We start from the raw sequence: 24,399 nt of genomic DNA, 5'->3' as shown, positions 1-24,399 counted from the left end.
GCGTCAGGACTTGCTGTCGTCGGTGCGGAGTCGAGTGAGGAGGCCACGGACTCGGTTGGTGATGTCGTCGCGGATCAGGTCCATCCGTTCGTCTCCCTCGATCCCGTCATGGGAGGGCTCGATCGTGTCCCAACGTTCCATTGGTGCCTTCGGTGGCTGGTCGAGTGTGGCCTCGGCGCCGATTAGGACGACCCGGTCTACGGTGCCGAGCAAGGCCGGATCAACAGGTTTTGGGTGTTCGCCGTTCATGGTGGCGCCGATGCGTTCGACGCTTGCCCGAGATGCCTCGTTCACTGCGGTTCCTGGTCGGGTGCCCGCAGAGAACACCGCGACCTCAGGTGCCAGGTGGCGGGTGATGGCGGCGGCCATCTGTGACTTCCCGGCGTTCTTGACGCACACCAACAGCACTGCGGGGCGGGGCTTTTCAGGCATGGATTGTCTCCGGCGGTGTGTGGGTGAATCTGTTGCGTAGGGCGAGGGAGACGTAGACCAGCCCGACCAGGACGGGGACCTCGATGAGGGGGCCGACGACACCGGCGAGGGCTTGTCCGGAGGTGACTCCGAAGGTGGCGATCGCGACAGCGATGGCCAATTCGAAGTTGTTGCCTGCGGCGGTGAACGCCAACGTGGTGGTGCGTTCGTAGCCGAGGCCTACAGCCCGCCCGAGGGCGTACCCGCCGCCCCACATGAGGGCGAAGTACACCAGCAACGGCACCGCGATCCGGATCACATCGAGCGGGTGGCCGGTGATCTGGTGGCCCTGCAACGCGAAGAGGATGACGATGGTGAACAACAGGCCGTACAGGGCCCAGGGTCCGATCCGGGGCAGGAACTTCTCCTCGTACCAAGCGCGACCCTTGGCCTTCTCCCCGAGGCGGCGGGACAGGTACCCGGCCAGCAACGGGATGCCGAGGAACACCAGGACGGACCCGGCGATCTTCCACGCGGACACGTTGAGATGTTCTTGGTGCAGGCCGAGCCAGCCGGGCAGCACCGACAGGTAGAACCAGCCCAGGACGGCGAACATGATGACTTGGAAGACGGAGTTGATCGCGACCAGCACGGCGGCGGCTTCGCGGTCGCCGCAGGCCAGGTCGTTCCAGATGATCACCATGGCGATGCACCGGGCGAGGCCGACGATGATCAGCCCGGTGCGGTAGGTAGGCAGGTCGGGCAGGAACACCCAGGCGAGGGTGAACATCAGCAGCGGCCCGATCACCCAGTTCAGCACCAGCGAGGTGACCAGCAGCCGCCGGTCGCCGGTGACGGAGTCCAATTTGTCGTATCGGACCTTGGCCAGGACCGGGTACATCATGATCAGCAGCCCGAGCGCGATCGGCAATGAAACGCCTTGAATGTCAACGGCGCTCAGCGCGTTGTCCAGGCCGGGGATGGCGCGCCCGAGCAGTATCCCGGCGACCATGGCGGCGCCGATCCAGACCGGCAGGAACCGGTCCAGGGTGGACAGATTTCCCACCACCGCATCATGGGCCGGAGCCTGTTGGGTTGTGGTCATCAGGACAGACCACCCAGACCACCCGCGGTGGACAGGCCGCCGAGGCTGACCGGTTGCGGACCGACCGGGCCGCAGCAACCGCCGCCGGAGCCTTCCTCGGAGTCGAACAGACCCGCCCCGCCACACACCCCTGTGTCGGGCAGCGTGAGTTCCACCTCGTTGGCGGCGTCCAGGTCACCGGCCAACGCAGCGGCGATGGAACGGACCTGCTCGTACCCGGTCATCGCCAGGAACGACGGCGCACGCCCGTAGGACTTCATCCCGGCCAGGAACAAACCCTCTTCGGGCTGGGCCAGGACGTCATACCCGTGGGGTTGCACCGACCCGCAGGAGTGCCAGTTCGGGTCGATTTCCGGGGCGAGCTTGGCCGGTGCCTGCAACCGCTGATCCAAGTCCAGGCGCACCTCGGACAGGAACGACAGGTCGGGACGGAACCCGGTCACGCACACCACCTGATCCAAGCCCTCCATGCGGCGACCATCAGAGGAGACCAAGACAACCCGGCCATCAGCATCGTTGTCACTGTCACTGTCACTGTCACTGTCGCTGCCGTTGTTGTTGTAGTGGGTGGTGTCGGCGTCTTCGACGGCGATGGCGCGGAACCCGGTGACGACCTCTATCCGGCCATCGGTGACGGCTTCACGGACCCGGGCGCCCAGGGCACCACGGGCGGGGAGTTCGTCGGCGTCGCCGCCGCCGTAGGAGTTACCGACCGTCCCGCGGCGCAGCACCCACACGACCCGTGACCCGGGGGTGTGGACCTCGTCGCTGGTGAGCGCGATCAGCGACGTCAGCGCTGACGCGCCGGAGCCGACGACCGCGACAGCCTTACCCGCGCACGGGTTGCCATCCGCTGTGGCGTCCGGCATGCCGTACAGAATCCGGTCGGCGTGCGCGGTCTCACCGGAGACCGGGTATCCCTCCGAACCCAGCGGATTCGGCACACTCAACGTGCCGGTCGCGTCGATCACGGCCCGAACGAACACCCGCTCGATCGACCCATCAGAGGACTGCACGTGCAGCACGAACGGTTGCTCGTCGCGGCCGGACTCCACCAGCAGGTCCCGATCCAGTCGCGACACACCGACCACGGTGGCACCGACGCGGACCCGGTCGCCCAACACTGCCGCCAACGGGGCCAGGTAGTCCGTGATCCACGCGGTGCCGGTCGGGTACCGCTTCCCGTTCGGTGCCGCCCACCCAGTCGGTGCCAGCAGCCTTTCCGCAGCAGGAGAGGTCAGTTCGGACCACGGGGAGAACAACCGCACATGCCCCCAGGACCGCACCCCGGCCGCCGGTTCGTCGCCTTGCTCGAACACCACGACCTCCTGGTCGCGGCCGACCAACTCCGCAGCGGCGGCCAGACCGATCGGTCCGGCACCGATCACAGCGACCGGAAGCTCTTGGGGGACAACGGAAACCATCAGCGACCACACCTTCTGACTAGACGACTGATTAGATGAATGTCGATATGGTCAGCGTTGCGCATTGCATCGATGGTTGTCAATATGGTGTGGTGACCGCAACCAAGACGACCCGCACACCATCCGCCGCGACGCCGGCGTGCGACACCGCATGCGTGCCAGGGGACGGCCTCGACGCCGTAACCGCCGAGCGCGCCGCGGCCGTCTTCAAAGCCCTCTCAGACCCGGTCCGGCTCCGGCTGTACACCCGGATCGCGTCCTGCGCGGGCGAGACATGCGTGTGCGACATCCAGGACGTCGGCGTCTCCCAACCCACCGTGTCCCACCACCTGCGCAAACTGCGCGAGGCCGGACTCATCGACTGCGAACGCCGCGGCACCTGGGTCTACTACTGGCCCATCGCCGAAGGACTCGACCCACTGAACGCCGTGGGCGCACGTCCCCGGTAGTCGGGTTCGGGTGCGTCCCCAAATCAGGGGCGATCAACTGACCCGCACGACATTGCGCCCACAGGTCCCGCCGGGTGAGTCCTGCCAGGCCCGCCACCGGGGCACCCAGCATGTCGAACTGGCGACTTCGATCCTAAAGCTTTAGTATGTGCGTATGCACGCAGATACGCATCCACCAGTGTGGGCTGACGACGTGGTGAACCTCGCGGTCGAGGTTCTGCGGGTCTTGGCCGATCCGACCCGTTTGCAGCTGGCCGGGCTCCTGCTCGATGACGAGGAATCCGTCTCCGACCTGGCCGCCACGCTCGGCAAGCCCGGTCCGGCGGTTTCTCAGCACCTGGCGAAGATGCGGATGGCCCGATTGGTCACCACTCGCAAGCAGGGCACCTCGGTGCTGTACCGGGTGGAGAACGGGCACGTCCGGCAGCTGGTGATCGACACCATCGGTCACGTCGAGCACCTGCTGGACGACATCCCGGCCCACCACCGCATCGGCGGCGGCGCGTCATGACCCACCCCCACGACCACGAACGCCACCATGACCATGCCCACGATGATGGGCACGACCACAGCCACTCGGGTGGCCGGTGGGCTCGCTTCCGGCATACTGTCTCCGACCTGACCGGCGGGCACTCACACGACACCGCCGACCAGGTCGACGAGGCCCTGGAAGCCGACGCCCGCGGCCGACGGGCATTGTGGATCAGCCTGGTCGCGTTGGCGGCCACCGCCATCCTGCAAGCCGTCGTGGTGGTCTTCACCGGATCCATCGCCTTGCTCGGCGACACCCTGCACAACGTGGCCGACGCCGCGACCGCGATCCCGCTGCTGATCGCGTTCTGGTTGGCCAAACGCCCCGCGAACGACCGCTACACCTACGGGTACGGGCGCGCCGAAGACCTCGCCGGGCTGTTCGTCGTCGCGATGATCACCCTGTCTAGTGTGCTGGCCGGCTGGGAAGCCATCAGCCGGCTGCTGAATCCGCACGACGTGTCCCACCTGTGGGCCGTCGCGGCCGCCGGTGTCATCGGCTTCGCAGGCAATGAATTGGTCGCCCGGTACCGCATCCGCGTCGGCCGCCAGATCGGATCCGCGGCCCTGGTCGCCGACGGGCTGCACGCTCGCACCGACGGGTTCACCTCCCTGGCAGTCGTCGTCGGCGCGGTCGGCGTCGCGGCCGGGCTGCCCTGGGCCGACCCGGTCATCGGACTGCTCATCGCGATCGCGATCCTCGGCGTCCTGCGGTCGGCCGTCAAGCAGGTCGGCGCCCGCCTGATGGACGCCGTCGACCCCGACCTGGTCGCCCAAGCCCGCACCGTCATCCTCGACACCCCGGGCGTTCTCGGCGTCCGGGCAATCCGGTTGCGGTGGATCGGTCACACCCTGCACGCCGAAGCTGACGTCACCATCGCCGACGACATCTTCGTCGAAACCGCACACGACACCGCGCACCGCACCGAACGACGGCTCACCACCCAGATCCCCCGGCTCACCACCGCGCTGATCCACGCCAGCCCGCTGCGAGCACACGCAACGGTGAACTGAACCAAACCGCAACAGGCGCTATCATCGGGCAATGGCGATGATTACGAAGGCATCCGCGGCCACCCCCGCAGCTGGTGACGAGGTCGAGGCATTGACAGCCGCGGCGTGCATGTTCAAAAGCTTGGGTGACCCGACTCGATTGGCGATCGTGCAGCACTTGGCACTTGGAGAGCACCGAGTGGTGGATATGACCGCGCACCTGGGGTTGGCGCAGTCGACGGTCTCGGCGCACCTTGCCTGCCTGAAGGACTGTGATCTCGTCGCGTCCCGGCCCGTGGGCCGAGCCTCGATGTTCTCCTTGAAACATCCTGAGTTACTGGACCTGCTCCGACAGGCCGAGGTGCTGCTGGGAGTGACCCGGGACGCGGTGACGCTGTGCCCGACCTTCGGCGCGGCCGCAGCGGAGCCGCGGTGACGGTGTCAGCCGCGGTGGCTCCCGAGTCAGACCGGGCGCGGCTCGGTCGGCGGGCTCAACAGCTGGCGGCGGCCACCGTCGGATACAACCTGGTCGAAGCGGTGGTGGCTGTGTCCGCAGGCCGGGTCGCCGGATCGTCGGCCCTGGTCGGGTTCGGACTGGACTCGGTGGTCGAGGTGTCCTCAGGGCTGATCATCTTGTGGCAGTTCCGCCACCACCTCCCCGAGTCCCGGGAAGCGCAAGCGCTGCGACTGATGGCCTTCGCGTTCTTCGCCCTGGCGGCCTACGTCACCGTCGACGCAGTCCGCACACTCGCCGGATCCGGTGCCCCGCACACCTCCACGGTCGGTGTGGTCCTGGCTGCCCTCTCCCTGATCGTGATGCCGTTCCTGTCCTGGGCGCAGCGAAGGACCGGGCGGGCACTGGGCTCAGGGTCGGTAGTCGCGGATTCCAAGCAAACCTTGCTGTGCACCTACCTGTCGACGGTGCTGCTGGCGGGGCTGCTGCTGAACGCCGGGCTGGGCTGGTGGTGGGCCGACCCTGTCGTGGGGTTGATCATCGCCGCCGCCGCCGTCCGCGAGGGCGTGCAGGCCTGGCGCGGCGAGTCCTGCGGTTGTGTGGCGCCAACCGAGCAGACTGACAACGCCGACGCTACCGCGTGCGAGTGCGCGCCCGGGTGCGCCGATTCGTGCTGCCAGCCCAAGATTGCTGTCACGGACGTGTCTGTCGGGAGACGGACCGCGTGAGTACACCACCTGCGGACAAAGGAAGGTGCGCCGGCGTCCCGTCCGACGACACGGCTGGGCACGCCGCATCAGCGGTCACCGGACCGCCCGGACACGGCCACGACGGGGGGCACGGTGACGGTCACGCACACGGGGTCGCCGCGAACGCTGACCGTCGGTACCTGCGTGGCGCGCTCATCCTGCTGGCCCTGTTCATGGTCGGCGAGGTCATCGTCGCATTCGCGTCCGGGTCGCTGGCGCTGTTGTCCGATGCCGGGCACATGCTGTCCGACGTCGGTGCCATCGCCGCCGCGCTGTGGGCGATGCGACTGGCCGCCCGCCCCGCACGCGGGGCGTGGACGTTCGGGTGGAAACGCGCCGAGATCCTGTCCGCGGCCGGCAACGGGATCACCTTGCTGGTGGTCTCCGGTGTGGTCGGCATCGAGGCGATCCGCCGCCTGATCAACCCGCCCACTGTGCAGGGTGGACCGGTCCTGGTCGTCGCCCTGGTCGGTGTCGCGGTCAACATCGGCGCCGCGTGGTTACTGGCCCGGGCGAACCGGACCAGCCTGAACGTCGAGGGCGCCTACCAGCACATCCTGACCGACCTGTACGGGTTCATCGGCACCGTGATCGCCGGGATCGTCATCCTGGTCACCGGATGGACCCGCGCCGACGCCGTCGCGTCGCTGATCGTAGTCGCGCTGATGTTGCACGCCGCCTGGGGGCTGCTGCGCGACTCGGGGAGGGTGCTGCTGGAAGCCGCCCCGGAAGGGATCGACCTGGACGACATCCGCACCCACCTGCTCGGAGTCGAACACGTCGTCGACGTGCACGACCTGCACGTGTGGACCGTCACCACCGACCTGCCCGCCCTGTCCGCGCACCTGCTTGCCGAGGACTCCTGCTTCACCGACGGACACACCCCGCAACTACTGGACCAGGTCCAAGCCTGCCTCGGTGGCCACTTCGACCTTGAGCACTCCACCTTCCAGCTCGAACCGGCCACCCATGCCACGCACGAGCACGGCCTCCACTGATCAAACAACAGCACGAACGGAAAGCATGATCATTGACGACCCCGGCAGCTCGATAGGCACACCGCTGCACCCGGTGCCCGCGCGAACGGGCGCGGAGACGCAGTCAGGCACGACCTCGGTTCGTTGGCGGGCGCTGCTTCTGGGATGCGTCACGGCAGCTGTTCTGTCAGCTCTGTTGGCAGGCGTCATAGGTTATCGCCTCGGCCACGCCGTGCCCGACGACAACAGCGCCGAGGCAGGCTTTGCCCGCGACATGCAGGTCCATCACTCCCAGGCCGCCCAGATGGCCTTCATCATCCGGGACAAGAGCAAGAATCCAACGATCAGGACGATCGCCTACGACATCATCAGCACCCAGCAACAACAGGCCGGCCAAATGTTCGGATGGCTCGAGCTATGGCGGTTACCTCAGGCGGCAACACAGCCACCGATGTCCTGGATGCCGACGACTCACGTCCGTCAGACAACGACACATCTGGGTGCAAGGATGCCGGGGATGGCGTCGGAGTCGCAGTCAGCCAGTTGCGGTCTTTCGTCGGCGCGCCCGCGGACCGACGCTTCCTGACACTCATGATCGCCCACCACCGTGGCGGAGTCACGATGACCGAGGCCATTCAGCCCCTTACCCATAACGCCGCCGTAGACTCTCTCGCTGCCGCGATCGAGACGTCGCAACGGGCCGAGATTGCTCAGATGTCCCGTCTGCGCGCGACGCTGTGACGAGGCCAGTGCTCGACTGAGGGACACTGCCAGGCCAGCGCGACGGGCCGCAAGTCAATGCGCGAGCCGTCCTCGTGCCCAACCGGTCCGAGGGGTCACTTCACCGGCGACCCGGTGCCGCCGGTGCAGGGAGCGCCAGGCTCGGGGGTCTGAGGGCCCTGCTTGTATTTGGACACGAACGCCTGCAGCCGCTTATCGGTCGCGTTCGGCAGCCGCAGCTGAACACCCCACGCAGACGCGACCACTGGTGCGGGTAGGCCTGGGTACGGCGAAAGTGTCAGGTACGTCTGCCCACCGACCAGTTCCCGCAACGCCTTGACCTGGGCGGCGGGCAGCGACGGTTGATAAGTGATCCAAACGGCTCCGTGCTCAAGATCGTGGACGGCGTTCTCGTTTCGCACCGGCGCAGAGTAGATGCCGCAGTTCAACCAAGTGGGGTCGTGGTCGCCTCCGACCGGGGGCGTCTGCGGGTACCGCACTGTGGTGGTGACATGGCCGGGTCGGGACACCGGGTAGGTCTTGACTGCCCCCAGTGATACCTGCGCGGGCCTGTTGGCGAGCACGGCCCACGAAGCCCCGCCGCCCACGACGACGAGCGCGGCGACGACCGCTCCTACCCACATCATTGTGCGTCGGCGGGACTGGCTGCTCTGTTGCCGCCGCAGCTGGTCCAGGCGAACCTGTCGGGCACTCAGGTCCGGTTTTGATTTCCGTGGTGTCATCGCGTCGGGTCTCTCGTGTGGTCGGTTGGTGCGGTGGGCGGCAGTTGGGTGCGGAGCCGATCACAACTGCGGGTTCGTGGCGCTTGGTTCGCAGTCAGCCACCAGTGTGGGACGCCGACTTGGCCGTTCCCGACCACGACTTCCCCTGATCCTTGCTGGCGTAGATCACCGCGCGCTGGTCCCGCAGGACTCCAGCAAGCACCGTGCCGCCGGGGCCGAAGGTGACGGCGGAGGTTCCCGCTGGAACGCTGAGCGGTTGCCAGGTGGCGCCGCCGTTGCGGCTGGCAGCGGCACCTGTCATGCCGACGACGACGAGTTGGCGGGTGTCAGCGGGGTTCCAGGCGGCCGCCAGCGCGCCGACAGGGCCGCCAGCGGGATACCAGGTGCGGCCGCCGTCGACGGTGCGCATCAGCCCGGTTGCCATGTCGGGGGCGAGGGCGCGGGAGGGGTTCTTCGGGTCGACCAGGATGGTGCCCATGAAGTCCTGCCCTTGGCGTGCCGTGCGCAGATCCCAGGTGCGGCCGCCGTCTTCGGAGGCGAGCAGGCCGGCTTGTGGGGACCCCAGGTAGAGCATTGTTCCGGCGCCGCCGAGGGCGTGCACGTCGGAGACTGGCGCCGTGACCTTGGTGAACGTGGTTCCTTGATCCACCGAGCGGAACAGACCCGGGTGGCCCCCGACGAGCAGGCTGCTCCCTGAGGCGGCCCAGCCCATCGCATCAGCGCCGGTCAGCGACGTAATCGGTCGCAGGTGCTGGCCACTGTCGGTGGAGGTGACCACGGCGTCATGACCTCCCACGTACAGCGTGCCGGCGTTGAAGAAGACCGTGTGCAGGTCTCCGCCGATCTGTGCGCCCGCCTGGCTGTCAGTCGCCGACCGAGACCTCGGCGCTGCGAAAGTCAGGGCTGCCACGCCGGTGACAATCACGAGTACTACACCGATCGCCAGCCACATCCAGCTGCGGGTCCGGCCGCCGGTCGTGGCCGCGTAGGTCGTCGGGATAGTTCGCTTGAGATGAGGCACGCGCACACTCTACTAGTTTGCTTAGGAAGTTCTCGGCGGGTCGGCACTCTTCCCTAAGCCGCTTAGGATGTGCGCACGCAAGTCTACGACTGGAGAAGGAGTCCTGCAGATGCCGCGCTTTGGCGACCTGGAGGCCGCGATCATGGACCAGGTGTGGGCGCTTGGCGACCCGGTCCGAGTCCGGGATGTGCTGGAGGAACTCCAGCGCAGCCCGGTGCCGGCATACACGACGGTGCAGACGGTGATGGACATCCTTTTTCGCAAGGGATGGTTGACCCGACGCAAGCGCGGGCGGGTCAACCTGTACGCCGCCGCAGCCAGCAGGGAGGACTATGTCGCACAGCTGATGGGTGAGGCCCTCGCTGAGGCCAAGGACCGCTCGGCCGTACTGGTGCGGCTGGTGGAAGAAATGGACCCCGCCGAGTCCGCTGAACTTCGCACGCTGCTCGAGGCCGCCCGCTCCGACCGCTCAGATCCCGATTCCGAGGGCGCACAGTGACCACGGCAGTAGTTCTGTTGAGTTACGCCGCCATGGTCGCGCTGGTAGGCCCTTGGATGCTCTTGGCCGGCGGCTGGAGCGACCGGGCGCCGCGACTGGCAATTGTTGCGTGGCAATGCCTGACAGTGTCCGTCGTGGCAGCGGTCGCCCTCGCTGGCGTCGCCCTGCTGATCCCCACCGCCAGTGTCAGCGGAGGCCTCGCAGAATTACTGCGCGCATGCGCGATGGCGTTGAGCGCCCAGTACTCGTCGCCCGGCGGAGCGGCAGCTGCCGCCACGGGGGCGATCCTGATGACGACCTTCCTGGGACGGCTAGCTTGGTGCCTCACCGTCGTGCTGGCGGATGCGCGCCGCCGCAGGTCCCGTCATCGAACCGCCCTGGACCTGGTCGGCACGACGGTTCCCGGCCTGGGTGCCGTTGTGCTGAGCGCCGACCGGCCAGCGGTGTACTGCCTGCCCGGGCGCCATCGGCGGATCGTCGTCACCTCGGGCGCGTTGCAGCTCCTGACCGAGGAACAACTCACGCTGGTGCTTCGCCATGAGCAAGCCCACGCCCGGCAGCGGCACGATTTGGTTCTCGCTTGGTCACAGACAACCGCAAAGGCGTTCCCCCGGGTGCCACTGTTTGCGACCGCCCGTGCCGAGAGCGCGCGGCTGGTTGAACTGCTGGCCGACGACGTGGCCATCGGTCAGGACGGGAACCGTCTCGCCCTCGCTGACGCCCTGCTGACACTGAGCAGCGCATCCGCGCCAGTGGCGGCACTGGCTGCGGGCGGCTCGACCGCCGGGGCGAGGGTCCGTCGCCTCATCAACCCGCGCAGACCGCTAGGCCGCGTCGGCGCGGCTCTGGTCGCATCGGCGGCCATCGGAATGCTGCTGTTACCGGTAGCGGTGGCGGTAGGTCCGGCAGCGTCGGCGACCCGGATGGACTACTGCCCAACTGCCGCTCCCGCAGCTGCCGCCTCGGTGCCCAGCTCGGCCGACTGAGGGCGTCGCGCCGTTGACTGGGGGCGTTGCGTCGAAACTGCTACTAATCTCCTTAGTTGATTCGTGTATGGTGTTTGCGTAAACGACTCGTGGAGAGGCTCAGGCGATGAATTGGTTGTACGCCCTACCAGTCCTGGCATGTCCCGTTGGGATGGGGCTGATGATGTGGCTGATGATGCGCCCGGGGCGGTCCCAGAGCCCCAGTGCCGACCCAGTGTCAGGCAAGGAGATCGAACAGCTGCGCGCCGAGGTCAGCCGGTTACAGCAATCCCAATTCGGCGGTTACCCACCGCATGGAGACGGTGTCCTGCTGGACAAGCGATAGACGCCCTCCAACAACCTGGTCCGCAGCCCGAGCCGAGCAAACACGTGGATCCACAGCGCGCCCCGGCTTCCGCGCGCCCGGTGCCCTCGGTGATATCAGCACACACACACCCAGACTGGAGCGATCCCGGAATGCCCGACACCCCACCTGCCCCGCCGTCCATGCCTGCCCGCTGGCGACGGCACCGACGGCTCGTGCGGATCGGCCAGGCGCTGATGCTCATCGGCCTGGTCATCGCGGCGGTGCATGCGGTGATGCACATGGGCGGCAACCCCTCCGGTTGGACCGACCTGACCGTCGGCTACCCCACCGCCGCCGTCGTTGCGTTCGCAGGGGCCATCCTGGCCGGCCGGGCGGAGCCGAAGGCATGAACCGATGAGCGCGCCATCCCTCAACCCGGCGCTGGGCATCGGCTACCGGCCCGTGCCGGGAGTTTTGGGGATCTCCCCGCACGGACTTCTCGCGGCGGTGGGCATCTTCGTCGGGTACTGGGTCCTGCGGCGGCTGACGCGCCGGAACGACCTGCCGTGGGCTGTTCTCGAGCGGGCGATCCTGTGGGCGATACCCGCGGGAATCGTGGGAGCCCGGGCCGACTTCGTGCTGTCTCACCCCGGCCAGTTCGACTCCGTCGGCAGCGTGCTACAGATCTGGAACGGCGGCTTGGCCCTGTTTGGCGGGCTGATCGTCGCGATCACGGTGGCCCTCTTGGTGCTGCACCACAACCACCTGCCGCTACGTCTCGTGCTGGATCTTGCCGCCCCGGCAATCGCGCTGGCCATCGGCATCGGTCGCGTTGGCGACCTGCTGCTCACCGATCACCTGGGCAAACCAACCACCTCGGCGTTCGCGCTGGCATACCGGGTGCCGTTCGGCGCCGACCTGGCACCCGGGTTCGGCCCCAGCCCCGCGCGCCCCCCAGGCGTTGGGGAATCCTGCGCCGACGTCGGACGGTTTTTCGCCGGGTGCAGCTACCACCTGACACCGGCATATGACCTTGTCGGTGCCCTGATCCTCGCCGCCTTCCTCTGGTGGCTGTTGGTGCGGCGCCCGCACCCGGAAGGCGCCGTGTTCGCCCTGTTCGTCATCGGGTACGCCACCCAACGGCTCATGACCGACGCCACCCGCGCCGTCGACGAGCGGCCACTGTGGGGTATGACCGGCACGCAACTGGCCGCGTTCGTGCTCGCGTTGGCCGGCGTGGCCTGCATCGGCTGGCTGTACACCCGGGACCGGTCGTTGCGCTGCGCACCCCGGCGCCTGACGTGAATCGGCCCGCTGTGCGCCGGCGCCACATGCTGCTGGCCGTGCTGGGCCTTGCCGGAACCGGTGCGCTGGCCGGCTGCGGCACCACCAACCCGGACTCGGTCGCCGCGCAAGCGCAGGGCGGCGACCAGAAGGGGTACGTCGCCGGCGACGGAACCGTCGCCCAGATCGCACAGGCTGACCGAGGCAAGCCGCTCCAGCTGTCCGGGGCGACCATCGACGGGGCCACCTGGTCGCTGGCCGGCCGCACCGGAGGCGTCGTGGTCAACGTGTGGGGCTCCTGGTGCCCACCGTGCATCCAGGAGACGCCGGACTTGAAGAAGGCCTACACCCGTCTGCGGGCCGCCCGACCGGGAGTCGCGTTCGTCGGCGTGGATATCAAGGAATCGGCGGCGTCGGCGCAGTCCTTCGTCGTGAAGAACCGTATCCCCTACCCGTCACTTGCCTACGAGGGCGGCAAGTCACTGCTGGCATTGCACGGGATGGCCCCGGCGACCCCGACCACCCTGGTGCTGGACCAGCAAGGGCGGATCGCCGCCCGGGTGCTGGGCCCGGTTGACGCGACGACCTTGGTCGGGCTCGTGCAGGACGTCATCCCCAGCACACCGGCCGCAGGTACCCGGTGATCCAGCAGCTGGCCGCGGGACCATTCCTGCTGGCGCTGGCGGTGGCGGTGCTGGCCGGGCTGGTCTCGTTCGCCTCCCCGTGCGTGCTGCCACTTGTGCCCGGGTTCCTCGGCTACATCACCGGGCTGTCCGACGTCGCGCTGGAACACCGCCGCCGATCCCCGATGCTCCTGGGCGCGGTGTTGTTCGTGGCCGGCTTCTCCGCGGTGTACTTGTTGACCGCTGTGGCGATCTCCGCGCTAAGCCTGCGACTGCAGGCCCACCAGCCGCTGCTGCTGCGGATCGGCGGCGCACTGGTCCTGCTGATGGCCGTCCTGTTCCTGGGGGTCGGTAACCGGTTCGCCCGGGCACCGTCCTGGCGACCGGCCGCCGGGCTGGCCGGGGCACCACTACTGGGGGCGGTCTTCGGACTCGGCTGGAGCCCGTGCCAGGGACCGGCGCTGGCCGCGATCCTCGCGATGGCCGCGCCGCTATCGGCGCAGGCCCACACCGTGACCCGCGGCGCCGCCCTTGCCGCCGCGTACTGCGCCGGCCTCGGGGTCCCCTTCATCGTGATGGCCGGCGCCTACCAGCGCGCCGGACGCGTGAGCGGCTGGCTACGCGTGCACCATCGGCCGATCCAGGTCACCGGCGGCCTGGCCCTGGCCCTGGTCGGGACCCTGATGGTGACCGGCGTCTGGGAAGTCGCGATCACCTGGCTCCAGTCCCGCCTGGTGTCCCAATTCCAGACGGTGCTGTAGATCATGTCCACCGCACCCGCCCGCGCGAAGCCACGCGCCGGTGACGTACGCCAGCCCCGACTCGGACCGCTCGGGTGGGGCAGGTGGGTATGGCGCAACCTCACCAGCATGCGCACCGCGCTGTTCCTCCTGCTGCTGCTGGCCGTCGCAGCGGTCCCCGGATCGGTGTTTCCACAGCGCAACATCGACGCCGGGAAAGTCACCCGGTACCTGGCCGCGCACCGAGGCAGCGGGCCATGGATGGACCGGCTCGGCTTCTTCGACGTGTACGCCTCCCCGTGGTTCTCCGCGATCTACCTGCTGCTGTTCATCTCACTGATCGGCTGCATCCTGCCCCGCACCCGAGTCCACCTGCGCGCGCTGACGTCCCGGCCACCGAAGCCACCGCGCCGACTGGACCGCCTTCCCGCACACACCCACATCGTCACCGCCGTGTCAGCAGAGCAGGCGTTGGGGGCGGCCCGCCAGGCGTTGCGCGGCCGGCCCGGCCGACTCGGGAAGAGCCGCGGCAGGTTCCGCGTTCACGGCCACGACCCGGCAACACTGTCCGCCGAGAGCGGCTACCTGCGCGAGACCGGCAATCTGGCGTTCCACATCGGCCTGTGCCTGGTCATCGTCGGGGTGGCCATCGGTCACCTGTGGAGCTGGCGCGCCGATGTCATCGTTCCCGAAGGCAGCGGCTTCTCCACCGCACTGGGCTCCCTGGACACGTTCAGCGCCGGGCCACTGGTCAACCCGGCGGACCTGCCCTCGTTCAACCTGAACGTCACCAAGATGAACGTCACCTTCGAAGACAAGGTCGGCGGCAGCCAATTCGGCAAGCCGCGCAAGTTTCTGGCCGACACCACCGTGGACACCGGCACCGGCCGACCACACCCGGCGCAGATCGCGGTCAACAGCCCATTGCGGATCGGCGACGCGGAAGTGTTCCTGTTGGGCAATGGGTACGCACCGGTCCTGACCGTCCGCGACGCCAAGGGCGCGGTCGTCTACCAGGACGCCACCCCGTTCCTGCCGCAGGACGGTAACTACCTGTCCACCGGCGTCGTCAAAGTCACCACCGCCGCACCCCAGGAGCTGGGGCTGGACGGGTTGTTCCTGCCCACCGCCGACCAGAACTTCACTCGTGGACCCACCTCCCTGTTCCCCGGGTTGCGCAACCCGGTCCTGGTGGCATCGGTGTGGACCGGGAACCTGTTCCCCGGCAACGCACCACAGTCCGTGTACACGCTGGACACCAGCCAGATGAAACGGCTGACCAAACCTGGTGGGGCTCCACTGCTGATTCGCCTGGCACCCGGGCAGACCGTCCAGCTGCCCGACGGGCGCGGCTCGATCAGCTTCGACCGGACGGTTCGCTGGGCCGGCCTGTCGGTGCGGCACACCCCCGGCAAGACCCTCACGCTGCTGGCCGCACTGGCCGCGGCCGCCGGACTGATCACCTCCCTGCTGGTCAAGCGGCGCCGCGTCTTCATCCGCGTCACACCCGACCCGAGCGCCGGGGACAAGCCAGGCGCCGTGGTGACCATCGGGGCATTGGCCAAAGGCACCGACCCCACCCTCACCGCCGTGGTGCACGAGCTCGCCGACCACATCGCACGCCTGACCAGTCAGGCGCCCCCCGACAGGAGACCCCGATGATCCATCCCGCGCTTGCCCCGTACGCCAACCTGGCCGTCTACACCGCCATGGGCCTGTTCACCGTCACCCTGATCTGCTTCGCGCTCTACCTGGCCGCCCGCACCCGGCCCCTGGGAGCCGCGATCGTGGCTGAGGCCCGCACGCCGGTCAGTGTGTCCGGAAGCCATCACCTGGCTGCCGCCGACAGTCACGTTGAGACCCCCGAGCAGTCGCCGCCGGCAGCCGCAGCATGCGACCCCCGCGACTCCAGGCACGCCCGGCAAATCGCGGCCGTCGCGGTCAACCTCACGTACCTGGGCGCCGCCTGCCTCCTGGCAGCGGTCGTGCTCCGCGGCATCACCGTGATGCGACCGCCCAACGGCAACATGTACGAATTCACCATCGCCGCCAGCGCGGCAGCCGCCACCGTCTACGCCGCCCTGGCCAGACGCCGACACTGGGAATGGCTCGGGGCATTCGTCACCGGATTGATCCTGGCCGCCCTGATGGCCGCCGTGCTGCTGTTCTACACCGGCGCCGCCCAACTCTTGCCGGCGCTGCAAAGCTACTGGCTCGGCATTCACGTCACCATCGCCATCTGCGCCGTCGGATTCTTCACCATCGCGTTCCCGCTCAGCCTGCTACAACTGGCCCAGCGCCGCCGCCAAACCCACCCCACCATGGCCGGACACCGGCTGCTCGCCGTCGTACCGGACGCTGAGACTCTGGAGCGCGCCGCCTACGGCATGAACATCGTTGGCTTCATCCTGTGGACCTTCACCCTCATCACCGGAGCCATCTGGGCGCAGGAAGCCTGGGGCGCCTACTGGCAGTGGGACCCCAAAGAGGTCTGGACCTTCATCGTCTGGATCGTGTTCGCCGCACACCTGCACGGCCGCGCCACCGCCGGCTGGCAATCCAGGCGCGCCACCTACATCGCTCTAGCTGGATACCTGGCCGTCGTGGCCAACTTCACCCTGGTAAATCTGTCGTCCACCTTCGCCGGTATGCACAACTACTCCGGCATGTAACGAAAAGCCCAATGACCTACCGAACACACCTGGCCTCGAAATTGATCAACCTGTCGTACGCCGCACCCTGGCGGGTCAGTGCCGCTGCATCAGTAGACTCGCGCGCCCCTGCTGCCGGAACTCCAGGACGACCATCGCGGCGATCGCGGCGGCGTAGGCGACACGTCGACGTCTCGGGGTCCAGGCGCAACGAACTGCGATCCAGCGGTGTGTCGCCAGACCGACCAGGAACCGCGCCAGAGCCAACGCCGCCGTTACCGTGGCCAGGATCCCTAGCGGGTTATACCGCCACGCCGCCTGCAGATGACCTTGAGCTGTCAATCGCGCTGCCCGGGTCCCGCCGCACAGCGGATCCATAATGCCCGCGTAGTGGAACGGACTGTGAATGTCGACCGGCGGCAGGCCGAAGATGGCCATCGTCATTGCGACGACCAGGCCAGCGACGCCCGTGATGCTGAGTAACAGCATCTGGTCGGACCGGTCGATCCTCATCGAGACGGCGGGCACCCCCTCAGGAGCAACAGATTTGAGCACCACGCCTCCCAACGGTCAAGCATCCGACTCGGTTTCTTCGTAGCCGATGCTACCGATCATCACGATCACGTGGCAGCAGCCGTGATAGCCCGTAGAACTGTCCCGATGTCGTCAAGAATGGCTGGGCCGACGCGGTCACACACGCCGACTCTCGCATCCGGTTGAGCGCCAAGGCGCTGCAGTGCGGCCAGTCAATGCTCGGTACCCTGTCCCATGCGGCTACGCAGCCCACGTCCATCAGCTGAGGTAGAAATCGTTGAAAAGCTACGCAGGGCGACACCGCGCGCACTCCCCGGTGGGTCGTCACCGCGCACGCACCACGCTCGCTCGTCACAAGGTCGCCATACCGGTGGTTGCCGCGGCCACCGCGTCCGCGGTCGCCGCCGGGGTCGCGGCCAGCGCGGCGCCGCTGGGCCTGATTGGTCAGAGCGGGGGTCGCCCGGCAGCAGTCGCGACTCAACGACAGTCGGTCGATTCCGCAGCAACGCGAGAGGGCATGTCGGCAGCTGATCGGCGCGCGTCGACGACGGCCCCGATGACAGCGGCGGCACGAGACCGGGCCGCGTCCCGGGACCAGACTCGGACCACGCCCAGCAGCACGAACGCGCCGCGTCCTTCCGCCGCCAGGCCAACGCCCGCTCCTGAGACCGCAACCAAGCAACCCGCAGAACACCCCACGACAAGCCGCAGCACCGGCCGCCCTCACCCCGAATGGGTGTGCGCGATCGCCGGATGCGGCGGAACATTCACCTCCGGGTTCGGCTCCCGGGTCTCACCCGGTGGTATCGGTTCGACGTATCACCAAGGTGACGACTTCGCCGCACCCATCGGTACGCCGGTGCGAGCACTCCACGACGGCGTGGTGGCTGCCGCCGGATGGAACGGCGGGGAGGGCCTGCGGGTGGCGATCGATGTGGGTAACGGCACTAGTGCCATCTACGCACACTTGTCCCGGCAACTGGTCGCGCCCGGTGCCCGGGTGTCCGCAGGCCAAATCGTTGCCTACTCGGGCAACACTGGGAACTCCACCGGACCGCACCTTCATCTGGAGATCCACATCGGCGGCGGGGCGATTGATCCGTTGCCCTGGCTGCGTACGCGCGGCATCTTCTAGCAAGGAGCTGACCCGGCGCACAGTCCCGCTCGATGAGTCCGCGCGGGGACGAACCACGGTCACCGGTGGACGCATCCGGTGGTGACCACAGACATGGTCAGCGTTGCAGGGCCGTGACTCGGTGCGCGACAGCGGCACGAAAGTGCGGACACGTCCCGATGTCCTCGTGGTCGCAATCCAGCGCGCACTCGATCAGGGCGAGGCAGGTTTGGGCTGCCGCGATGCGGTTTCGCAGTTCAGTACGATGCTCTTGGAGGACGGCGGTCCGCTGCTGTGCCGATCCGGTAGTCATCGCTAGGATCTCCCTGAGCCCCAGCCCGGCCTCCTTGGCCAGCAATATCGTTGCCACGCGATACACATCATCGGGCCGATAGCGGCGGTGGCCAGCGGTGGACTGCTGTGGCGACAGCAGATCCTCGGACTCCCAATGACGTAGAACATGCGTAGCGACACCGGACCGGGCCGCCAGCTCGCCTAGGGTCCAACCGGCAGCCGTTGACTTCATGTCGACATTCAGAACGATCCTGATCGTCATGTCAACGAGACCATCACCAACGGCAGCAGCCGAGCGACACGAGACAACGTCGATGATCCGCATGCTCGACCTTGCGGACGAGATGCCCGAAGCCATCCGCATCCGACACCTCACCTACGAACTCCTAGCCCTCGATCACCGCACCCGAGCCATCGACGTGGGCTGCGGCATCGGCCTGGCGGCGGCCGAGATGTCCCGCACAGCTTCCCAAACCATTGCGCTGGACCCCGACAACTTGATGGTGCAGACCGCTTCATCGCGATGGCCGGAGTTGGACGTACGGCGAGGAGTAGCGGAGCATCTACCGTTATCCGAGGGCTCGGTGACGGCGTACCGCGCCGACAAGGTTTTCCACATGCTGGCCGACCCTGGACGAGCGGTGGCCGAGGCGCATCGCGTCCTTGCTCCTGGAGGCAGAATCGTATTGGTCGGTCAGGACTGGGATGGCGTCATGATCGATGCGGCCGATGCCGGCCTGTCACGAGCGGTCGTCCAGGCGCGAGCGGACTCCATTCCGAGCCCTCGCGCGGCCCGCCAATACCGGAGTCTGTTGCTTGATGGCGGTTTCGATGAGGTGGCTATCCAGGGCTTCCTCGGCGCATTGATCCACCCCTCAATGGTCGACATAGCCATCGGTTTCGCCCAAGCCGCCGCATCGACGGGAGCTGTAACGGCCAGCGAAGCGCAGAACTTCATTCGCGATCAACAGCAGCGAGCTGCGCAGGACCGGTTCTCGATGGGCCTGCCTGTATGGGTCGCTGCGGCGACGCGATGAGGTGACCTCGGGCAACCCCAGTCACCTGCGATCAGGCGGACGCGTGTACGTGAGGGACGAGATCAATGGCGGAGCAGACGAGGCATGGTGAAGGTGAAACGTGCGCCCGTGCCGGGACCGTCGCTGTCGGCGGTGAGCGTTCCATGGTGGGCTCGGGCAATGGCGCGAGAGATGGTGAGTCCGATGCCGCTGCCGGTGCTGTCACGGTCCCGCGCGAGGCTCCCGCGGTAGAAGCGTTCGAAGATGTGCGGCAACTGGTCAGCGGGGATGCCGTCGCCGGTGTCGATCACGGCAATTCGTATTGACACCGTGTCGATGGTGGTCTGGAGGGTCACGTCGCCACCGGGTGGAGTATGGCGCAAGGCGTTGATCAGCACATTGGTCAGTGCCTGGGCGAACCGCTGGAAGTCGACGAGAACCTCGGCGTCAGGGCGGTCACTGATGGCGCTGTGCAACTGCACGCCCTTGCCGGCGTACCGAGGGCGCAGGCTTTCGACTGCCGCCTGGACGACCACCTGAACGGGCGTGCGCTTGAGGACCAGACCGAGTTCTCCTTCTTCGGCACGGGATACGTCGTTGAGATCTTCGGCAAGTCGGTGCAGCCGGGTGATCTGGTCTCGAAAGACCCGTGCCGGCTCCGGGCCCCACCCGGTGACGCCGTCGTCGAGACCGTCGAGGTAGGCCTCCAGCGTCGCGATCGGGGTGCGCAACTCGTGGGCGAGATCGGCCAGGAGTCGGTACCTGGTGGCCTCGGTGTGTTGCAGGCGCTCGGCGACCTGGTTGAACGCCCCTGTCAGGGATGCCAGCTCCGGACCCGCGGTCGCCGGCGTCGCTCGGGCGGTGTAGTCCCCGTCGGAAATGCGTTCGGCCACGGCGGCCAGTTGCACCACCGGGCGAGTCAGCCGACGGGACAGATACCAGGTGACGGCGATAGCGGCGATCAGCGCGATCAGGACGGCCATGCCGAGCGCAATCGTATTGGCGCTGGTGTAAGCGCGCTCGATATGCCTCAACTCGGGGGTGTTCGGCTTCTCCCCCGCCATCAGCAGATGATGATGGAACAACGGTGGCCCCACGATCGCGGCGACACCGGCGGCGGTGATCGCGCCGCAGGTGACGACCAGGCCCTGTGCGAGCAGGAGCCGAGTCGCGATGCCCGGACCACTACCGCGCGTAGCTGGCCGCTTCATGAGGTGACCATCCGATATCCGACACCGCGCACAGTGTCGATGTACCGGGGCTCGGCGGGATCGTCGGCCAGCTTGTTGCGCAGGTGCGCGATGTGGACATCGACCACGTGCTCGTCGCCAACCCAGGCGGGGTCCCACACCTCGTCGATGATCCGGCGACGGGCGAACGCCACCGCAGGTGAGGCGGTCAGTAGCGCCAGGATGTCGAACTCGGTGCGGGTCAGCCCGACGGGCTGGCCGGCCAGGGTGACGCGTCGGCCGACCGCATCGACGGTCAAGGATCCGAAGGTTCGCGGCTGCGCAATTGACGGGGCCTGGTCCCGGGGCCGGCGTAGGAGGGTTTGAACGCGTGCGACCAGTTCTCGGGGGCGGAACGGTTTGGTGAGGTAGTCATCGGCGCCGACGGACAGTCCGACGATCGTGTCGACTTCTTCGGCGCGGGCGGTGAGCATCAGGATGTAGCAGTCGGTGAAGGTTCGCAGCCGCCGGCACACCTCGACGCCGTCCAGACCGGGCAACCCCAGGTCCAGCACGATGACGTCCGGCTGCACGGCATGAGCGGTGTCGATCGCATCGGGGCCGGTGTGCACCAACGGTGCGACGTACCCGGCGCGTTCCAGGTAGGAACCGACCATGGTCGCCAAGTCCTTTTCGTCCTCGACCACCAACACCGTTCGAGCAGCATCGACCATGCCTCCATCATCACCGCAGACACCGCACACGCTGCCGCCGGACGTCAGCTGCTGGCGGCTTCTTGATCGTTTCTTCAGGGTTCAGCCGGTCTGATCACAACATCGCAGGCGCACCCTGGACGACATGATGGGGTTGCGCAACACCGGCATGTCCGGCTGGACGTGGGCGTTACTGCTGGTCTGCGTTCTGACGCTCTGGGCGTTGGTGGCCTCCGCAGCCGCTCTCCTCGTACGAGGCACGCACGGTCCCCGCGGCACGACCCGGCGTCTGCTGGATCGGCGCAGGACAGCGGCGGGCGACAGTGCGACACAGGAGTACGCCAAGCACCCGGAGACTGGATCATCCGCTGAACCACCATCTCCCACGGAAAGACCGGAATGAGAGTCGTTCGCGTGTCCCCTCATGAGCAAAATGCCAGACGCCCCCTCGACCGAAACGGCCGCTGTGCCAGTCGGTTCCACCTGGTTAACACAAGCAAGAAGAGATTCCTTGAAGGAGAAATTCGTTGTTCCCTACCCGCCGTGCTCGTGTCCTGCTGACCCTTGCCGCTGCCGCCAGTCTGACGGTGGTGGCTGGCTGCTCCTCGAACTCGTCGTCCCCCGCTGCCTCTGGGGGTCATCACGCTTCCAGTACCGCGATGGACGGGATGCCGATGGGCTCATCCTCCATGCCGACCAGCGCGTCCTCGATGGCGATGGACCACGGTGACGGCGGTCCCGTCCCGGCGGGGATGAAGCCGGCGTCCGACCCCAAGTACCCGGTCGGTAGCAAAGTGATCCTGACCGCTGACCACATGGAAGGCATGGACGGTGCGCGCGCGTCCGTCGTTGGCGCCTACGCCACCTTCACCTACGCAGTGAACTACACCCCGACCACCGGCGGGGCGATGGTCAAAGACCACAAGTGGGTGGTCCAGCAAGAACTCCAGGACGCCGGCAGCAAACGTCTCGCCAACGGTACGAAGGTGGTCCTCACCACCGACCACATGTCCGGGATGAAGGGCGCGCACGGAACCATCGCCAGCTCCACCGATCAGACCGTTTACGTCGTGGACTACACCGCCGGCGGCATGACCATGAAGAACCACAAGTGGGTCGTCGAGGACGAGATGAAGCCGGCCAAGTGAGCGCAGAACCAGCCGCGTCACGAACCACAACAGGCAGGTCACGGCACCCGGGCTGCCCCACGAATGGGTCTCGCAGCTACTGCCACCAGAACGGCCCTGCGGAGCGCTGGCAACCCCATGCCAATACCCCCCATGGGTATATGTAGGATCGGGTTATGAGCGCCTTATCGAAATCTTCCCGGTTGTCCCGCCGCGGCCTGTTCGGCGTCAGCGTGGCGGCCGGCGCCAGCGTTCTGGCCGGATGCACCTCCTCCGGGTCGCGGGATGCCAGACGCGGCCCGACTGCCTCGACCTCGTCGGGCGTGCGGGTCTCACCCACCGACGGGGCCGTGCAGCGCGCCGAGGACGCCCGGCCTGGAGGCGGCCGCACCGTGCGAGCCTCGCTGACCTCGGCCCCGATGCGTGCGAGCATCGGCGGGCAGCAGGTCAGCACCTGGGGTTACGGTGACCGGTTGCCCGGCCCGGTGCTGCGGTCCCGCGTCGGAGACACCCTCGCGGTCGCCCAGCGCAACCGGTTGGACCAAGCCACGACGACGCACTTTCACGGACTCGCGCTGCGCAATAACGCAGACGGCGTACCCGGGCTGACCCAGCCGGCGATCAAGCCGGGCGGATCATTCACAGCCACCTTCAAGACCGCGCACCCGGGCACGTACTGGTATCACTCGCATGTGGAACTGCAGCGAGATCGGGGCCTGTACGGCGCACTGATCATCGACGACCCCCACGAGCCGCTGTCCTACGACCAGGAGTGGATCCTGGTCGTGGATGACTGGCTGGACGGCATCAAGGGACGCACCCCGGCCAAGCAGGCCGCGCAGCTGGCCAAGGGAATGCCCATGGGCCACGACATGTCAGGCATGTCCGGGATGCCGATGCCCAGCATGTCGGGTATGTCCGGGATGGGCGGTGGTGACGGCACGACCAGTCCCTTCCTCGGCGGCGACGCCGGCGACGTCACCTACCCGGTGCATCTGATCAACGGGCGCGACCCGATGCGCCCGGACACGTTGAAGGCCAAGCCCGGGCAGCGCATCCGGTTGCGGGTGATCAACGCCGGCGGCGACACCGCCTACCGGGTCGGCCTGCCCGGGGTGCCGATGACACTGACGCACACCGACGGTTTCCCGGTCAAGCATCAGCGCGTGGATGCGATCGTGCTGGGGATGGGCGAACGGGTCGACGCGCTGATCACGGTGCCCGACCACCCGGTACCGTTCGTGGCGCTGGCCGAAGGCAAGGCTGGCCGCACCTTCGCGGTGCTCGCGTCCGGGAACGGGGCTCGCCCGACAATGTCGAGCGTGCCGAAGACGTTGACCGGCAAGGTCATCCAGTCCGGCTCGGCGACTGCTGACCCGTCCGTGCAGCTTGCCGACCGCCCGGTCGACCAGGTCCACACGCTCGCGTTGACCGGCGGGATGGCCAAGTACGGCTGGGGCATCAACGGCCGGCAATTCGATGAGGCCAACCCGTTTGCCACCGCCTACGACATCCGAGCGGGGCAACGGGTGCGGATCGACTACGCGAACCACACGATGATGTGGCATCCGATGCACCTGCACGGGCACACCTTCCAGGTCGGGGCGACGGGTCCGCGCAAGGACACGGTCATCGTCAAGCCGATGCAGACGGTGTCGGTGTTCTTCGACGCGGACAACCCCGGTCAGTGGCTGACCCACTGCCACAACGCGTACCACGCGAACCGCGGGATGATGGCGGTGCTCAGTTACGTGAAGTAGCCCGGTCGAGGGGCGGTCATACTGGA

General features: G+C 67.5%; 27 protein-coding genes and 1 pseudogene. 19 read left to right on the top strand and 9 right to left on the bottom strand.

Features of this window, described 5'->3' with window-relative positions; translation table 11 throughout:
- Positions 1–3: 3 nt before the first annotated feature.
- The 3 genes from HJ588_RS15925 to HJ588_RS15915 are packed head-to-tail and all read right to left on the bottom strand — an operon-like array spanning position 4 to position 2,940.
- The gene (locus HJ588_RS15925) at positions 4–432 is read right to left on the bottom strand and encodes an arsenate-mycothiol transferase ArsC (RefSeq protein WP_171157493.1); all 429 of its coding nucleotides are present in this window, start codon (positions 430–432) and stop codon (positions 4–6) included.
- Entirely contained in the window at positions 425–1,516 is a 1,092-nt protein-coding gene (arsB, locus tag HJ588_RS15920) for an ACR3 family arsenite efflux transporter (RefSeq protein ID WP_171157491.1), read from the bottom strand. Before arsB ends, HJ588_RS15925 begins: the two co-directional genes overlap by 8 nt.
- On the bottom strand, positions 1,516–2,940 hold the full coding sequence (locus HJ588_RS15915; protein WP_171157489.1) for an FAD-dependent oxidoreductase: 1,425 nt from the start codon (positions 2,938–2,940) through the stop codon (positions 1,516–1,518). The genes arsB and HJ588_RS15915 overlap by 1 nt, the downstream gene beginning before the upstream one ends.
- 92 nt (positions 2,941–3,032) lie before the next feature.
- Here HJ588_RS15915 and HJ588_RS15910 point away from each other — a divergent pair, with 92 nt between their 5' ends.
- From HJ588_RS15910 to HJ588_RS15880, 7 genes and pseudogenes are all read left to right on the top strand, one after another.
- Positions 3,033–3,389, top strand: a complete 357-nt coding sequence (locus tag HJ588_RS15910) for an ArsR/SmtB family transcription factor (protein WP_341870601.1) — start codon at positions 3,033–3,035, stop codon at positions 3,387–3,389.
- Positions 3,390–3,567: 178 nt separating this feature from the next.
- The gene (locus HJ588_RS15905) at positions 3,568–3,900 is read left to right on the top strand and encodes an ArsR/SmtB family transcription factor (RefSeq protein ID WP_343036758.1); all 333 of its coding nucleotides are present in this window, start codon (positions 3,568–3,570) and stop codon (positions 3,898–3,900) included.
- Positions 3,897–4,934 carry a cation diffusion facilitator family transporter gene (locus HJ588_RS15900; RefSeq protein ID WP_171157485.1) on the top strand — a complete coding sequence of 346 codons (1,038 nt, stop codon included), beginning with the start codon at positions 3,897–3,899 and terminating at the stop codon, positions 4,932–4,934. The genes HJ588_RS15905 and HJ588_RS15900 overlap by 4 nt, the downstream gene beginning before the upstream one ends.
- A 31-nt stretch (positions 4,935–4,965) precedes the next feature.
- The gene (locus tag HJ588_RS15895) at positions 4,966–5,349 is read left to right on the top strand and encodes an ArsR/SmtB family transcription factor (RefSeq protein ID WP_171157481.1); all 384 of its coding nucleotides are present in this window, start codon (positions 4,966–4,968) and stop codon (positions 5,347–5,349) included.
- Positions 5,346–6,095 (top strand): cation efflux transmembrane domain-containing protein, encoded by a 750-nt coding sequence (locus HJ588_RS15890; protein ID WP_171157479.1) that lies wholly within the window; start codon positions 5,346–5,348, stop codon positions 6,093–6,095. Before HJ588_RS15895 ends, HJ588_RS15890 begins: the two co-directional genes overlap by 4 nt.
- Positions 6,008–7,114, top strand: coding sequence for a cation diffusion facilitator family transporter (locus tag HJ588_RS15885; protein WP_425483559.1), 1,107 nt, complete (start codon positions 6,008–6,010; stop codon positions 7,112–7,114). The genes HJ588_RS15890 and HJ588_RS15885 overlap by 88 nt, the downstream gene beginning before the upstream one ends.
- Positions 7,086–7,834 (top strand): annotated as a pseudogene (locus tag HJ588_RS15880) (DUF305 domain-containing protein). The gene HJ588_RS15885 and the pseudogene HJ588_RS15880 overlap by 29 nt, the downstream one beginning before the upstream one ends.
- Positions 7,835–7,929: 95 nt before the next feature.
- On the opposite strand, the gene HJ588_RS15870 reads toward HJ588_RS15880, so the two are convergent.
- Positions 7,930–8,457: a thioredoxin-like domain-containing protein gene (locus tag HJ588_RS15870; RefSeq protein WP_246242782.1), complete on the bottom strand. Its 528-nt coding sequence runs from the start codon at positions 8,455–8,457 to the stop codon at positions 7,930–7,932.
- A gap of 193 nt (positions 8,458–8,650) precedes the next feature.
- On the bottom strand, positions 8,651–9,577 hold the full coding sequence (locus tag HJ588_RS15865) for a beta propeller repeat protein (RefSeq protein ID WP_171157467.1): 927 nt from the start codon (positions 9,575–9,577) through the stop codon (positions 8,651–8,653).
- 109 nt (positions 9,578–9,686) lie between these two features.
- On the opposite strand from HJ588_RS15865, the gene HJ588_RS15860 reads away from it, so the two are divergent.
- The 8 genes from HJ588_RS15860 (at position 9,687) to ccsB (ending at position 16,667) form a co-directional block, all read left to right on the top strand.
- Positions 9,687–10,076, top strand: coding sequence for a BlaI/MecI/CopY family transcriptional regulator (locus HJ588_RS15860; protein ID WP_171157464.1), 390 nt, complete (start codon positions 9,687–9,689; stop codon positions 10,074–10,076).
- Positions 10,077–10,210: 134 nt separating this feature from the next.
- The gene (locus HJ588_RS15855; RefSeq protein WP_171157462.1) at positions 10,211–11,062 is read left to right on the top strand and encodes a M56 family metallopeptidase; all 852 of its coding nucleotides are present in this window, start codon (positions 10,211–10,213) and stop codon (positions 11,060–11,062) included.
- Positions 11,063–11,581: 519 nt separating this feature from the next.
- Positions 11,582–11,758 (top strand): hypothetical protein, encoded by a 177-nt coding sequence (locus HJ588_RS15850; protein ID WP_246242711.1) that lies wholly within the window; start codon positions 11,582–11,584, stop codon positions 11,756–11,758.
- A 4-nt stretch (positions 11,759–11,762) separates the two neighbouring features.
- Positions 11,763–12,653, top strand: coding sequence for a prolipoprotein diacylglyceryl transferase (locus HJ588_RS15845; RefSeq protein ID WP_171157456.1), 891 nt, complete (start codon positions 11,763–11,765; stop codon positions 12,651–12,653).
- Positions 12,650–13,276, top strand: a complete 627-nt coding sequence (locus HJ588_RS15840; protein ID WP_265446234.1) for a TlpA family protein disulfide reductase — start codon at positions 12,650–12,652, stop codon at positions 13,274–13,276. The genes HJ588_RS15845 and HJ588_RS15840 overlap by 4 nt, the downstream gene beginning before the upstream one ends.
- Entirely contained in the window at positions 13,273–14,016 is a 744-nt protein-coding gene (locus HJ588_RS15835) for a cytochrome c biogenesis CcdA family protein (RefSeq protein WP_171157454.1), read from the top strand. The genes HJ588_RS15840 and HJ588_RS15835 overlap by 4 nt, the downstream gene beginning before the upstream one ends.
- Positions 14,017–14,019: 3 nt before the next feature.
- On the top strand, positions 14,020–15,657 hold the full coding sequence (gene resB / locus HJ588_RS15830; protein ID WP_171157452.1) for a cytochrome c biogenesis protein ResB: 1,638 nt from the start codon (positions 14,020–14,022) through the stop codon (positions 15,655–15,657).
- Positions 15,654–16,667, top strand: a complete 1,014-nt coding sequence (ccsB, locus tag HJ588_RS15825) for a c-type cytochrome biogenesis protein CcsB (protein WP_171157450.1) — start codon at positions 15,654–15,656, stop codon at positions 16,665–16,667. Before resB ends, ccsB begins: the two co-directional genes overlap by 4 nt.
- A 75-nt stretch (positions 16,668–16,742) precedes the next feature.
- Here ccsB and HJ588_RS20065 read toward each other — a convergent pair whose 3' ends face one another.
- A complete protein-coding gene (locus tag HJ588_RS20065) occupies positions 16,743–17,204 on the bottom strand; it encodes a DUF2752 domain-containing protein (protein ID WP_171157448.1) in 462 nt (153 codons plus the stop codon).
- A gap of 712 nt (positions 17,205–17,916) precedes the next feature.
- On the opposite strand from HJ588_RS20065, the gene HJ588_RS15815 reads away from it, so the two are divergent.
- A complete protein-coding gene (locus tag HJ588_RS15815; protein WP_171157447.1) occupies positions 17,917–18,315 on the top strand; it encodes a M23 family metallopeptidase in 399 nt (132 codons plus the stop codon).
- Positions 18,316–18,412: 97 nt separating this feature from the next.
- Here HJ588_RS15815 and HJ588_RS15810 read toward each other — a convergent pair whose 3' ends face one another.
- Entirely contained in the window at positions 18,413–18,913 is a 501-nt protein-coding gene (locus HJ588_RS15810; RefSeq protein ID WP_212756099.1) for a helix-turn-helix domain-containing protein, read from the bottom strand.
- Between HJ588_RS15810 and HJ588_RS15805 the strand changes: the two genes are divergently transcribed.
- On the top strand, positions 18,903–19,625 hold the full coding sequence (locus tag HJ588_RS15805) for a methyltransferase domain-containing protein (RefSeq protein ID WP_171157445.1): 723 nt from the start codon (positions 18,903–18,905) through the stop codon (positions 19,623–19,625). The genes HJ588_RS15810 and HJ588_RS15805 overlap by 11 nt on opposite strands.
- 62 nt (positions 19,626–19,687) lie before the next feature.
- Here the strand turns inward: HJ588_RS15805 and HJ588_RS15800 are convergent, their stop codons facing one another.
- Together HJ588_RS15800 and HJ588_RS15795 are read right to left on the bottom strand one after the other, a co-directional pair.
- On the bottom strand, positions 19,688–20,815 hold the full coding sequence (locus tag HJ588_RS15800; RefSeq protein ID WP_171157443.1) for a sensor histidine kinase: 1,128 nt from the start codon (positions 20,813–20,815) through the stop codon (positions 19,688–19,690).
- The gene (locus tag HJ588_RS15795; RefSeq protein ID WP_171157441.1) at positions 20,812–21,507 is read right to left on the bottom strand and encodes a response regulator transcription factor; all 696 of its coding nucleotides are present in this window, start codon (positions 21,505–21,507) and stop codon (positions 20,812–20,814) included. The genes HJ588_RS15800 and HJ588_RS15795 overlap by 4 nt, the downstream gene beginning before the upstream one ends.
- 506 nt (positions 21,508–22,013) lie before the next feature.
- Between HJ588_RS15795 and HJ588_RS15790 the strand changes: the two genes are divergently transcribed.
- Positions 22,014–22,634, top strand: a complete 621-nt coding sequence (locus tag HJ588_RS15790; protein WP_425270241.1) for a YdhK family protein — start codon at positions 22,014–22,016, stop codon at positions 22,632–22,634.
- 155 nt (positions 22,635–22,789) lie between these two features.
- A complete protein-coding gene (locus HJ588_RS15785; RefSeq protein WP_171157440.1) occupies positions 22,790–24,373 on the top strand; it encodes a multicopper oxidase family protein in 1,584 nt (527 codons plus the stop codon).
- The last annotated feature ends 26 nt before the right edge of the window (positions 24,374–24,399 follow it).

Source organism: Flexivirga aerilata (assembly GCF_013002715.1).
Lineage (GTDB): Bacteria > Actinomycetota > Actinomycetes > Actinomycetales > Dermatophilaceae > Flexivirga > Flexivirga aerilata.
Note: the sequence above shows the minus strand (reverse complement) of the source record. Positions and strands in the feature narration are given on the sequence as shown.

Coding starts and splice junctions, on each gene's coding strand:
- HJ588_RS15925 (WP_171157493.1), bottom strand. CDS start 432: ATGCCTGAAAAGCCCCGCCCCGCAGTGCTGTTGGTGTGCGTCAAGAAC.
- arsB (WP_171157491.1), bottom strand. CDS start 1,516: ATGACCACAACCCAACAGGCTCCGGCCCATGATGCGGTGGTGGGAAAT.
- HJ588_RS15915 (WP_171157489.1), bottom strand. CDS start 2,940: ATGGTTTCCGTTGTCCCCCAAGAGCTTCCGGTCGCTGTGATCGGTGCC.
- HJ588_RS15900 (WP_171157485.1), top strand. CDS start 3,897: ATGACCCACCCCCACGACCACGAACGCCACCATGACCATGCCCACGAT.
- HJ588_RS15895 (WP_171157481.1), top strand. CDS start 4,966: ATGGCGATGATTACGAAGGCATCCGCGGCCACCCCCGCAGCTGGTGAC.
- HJ588_RS15870 (WP_246242782.1), bottom strand. CDS start 8,457: ATGTGGGTAGGAGCGGTCGTCGCCGCGCTCGTCGTCGTGGGCGGCGGG.
- HJ588_RS15860 (WP_171157464.1), top strand. CDS start 9,687: ATGCCGCGCTTTGGCGACCTGGAGGCCGCGATCATGGACCAGGTGTGG.
- HJ588_RS15845 (WP_171157456.1), top strand. CDS start 11,763: ATGAGCGCGCCATCCCTCAACCCGGCGCTGGGCATCGGCTACCGGCCC.
- resB (WP_171157452.1), top strand. CDS start 14,020: ATGTCCACCGCACCCGCCCGCGCGAAGCCACGCGCCGGTGACGTACGC.
- ccsB (WP_171157450.1), top strand. CDS start 15,654: ATGATCCATCCCGCGCTTGCCCCGTACGCCAACCTGGCCGTCTACACC.
- HJ588_RS15805 (WP_171157445.1), top strand. CDS start 18,903: ATGATCCGCATGCTCGACCTTGCGGACGAGATGCCCGAAGCCATCCGC.
- HJ588_RS15810 (WP_212756099.1), bottom strand. CDS start 18,913: ATGCGGATCATCGACGTTGTCTCGTGTCGCTCGGCTGCTGCCGTTGGT.
- HJ588_RS15800 (WP_171157443.1), bottom strand. CDS start 20,815: ATGAAGCGGCCAGCTACGCGCGGTAGTGGTCCGGGCATCGCGACTCGG.
- HJ588_RS15795 (WP_171157441.1), bottom strand. CDS start 21,507: ATGGTCGATGCTGCTCGAACGGTGTTGGTGGTCGAGGACGAAAAGGAC.
- HJ588_RS15785 (WP_171157440.1), top strand. CDS start 22,790: ATGAGCGCCTTATCGAAATCTTCCCGGTTGTCCCGCCGCGGCCTGTTC.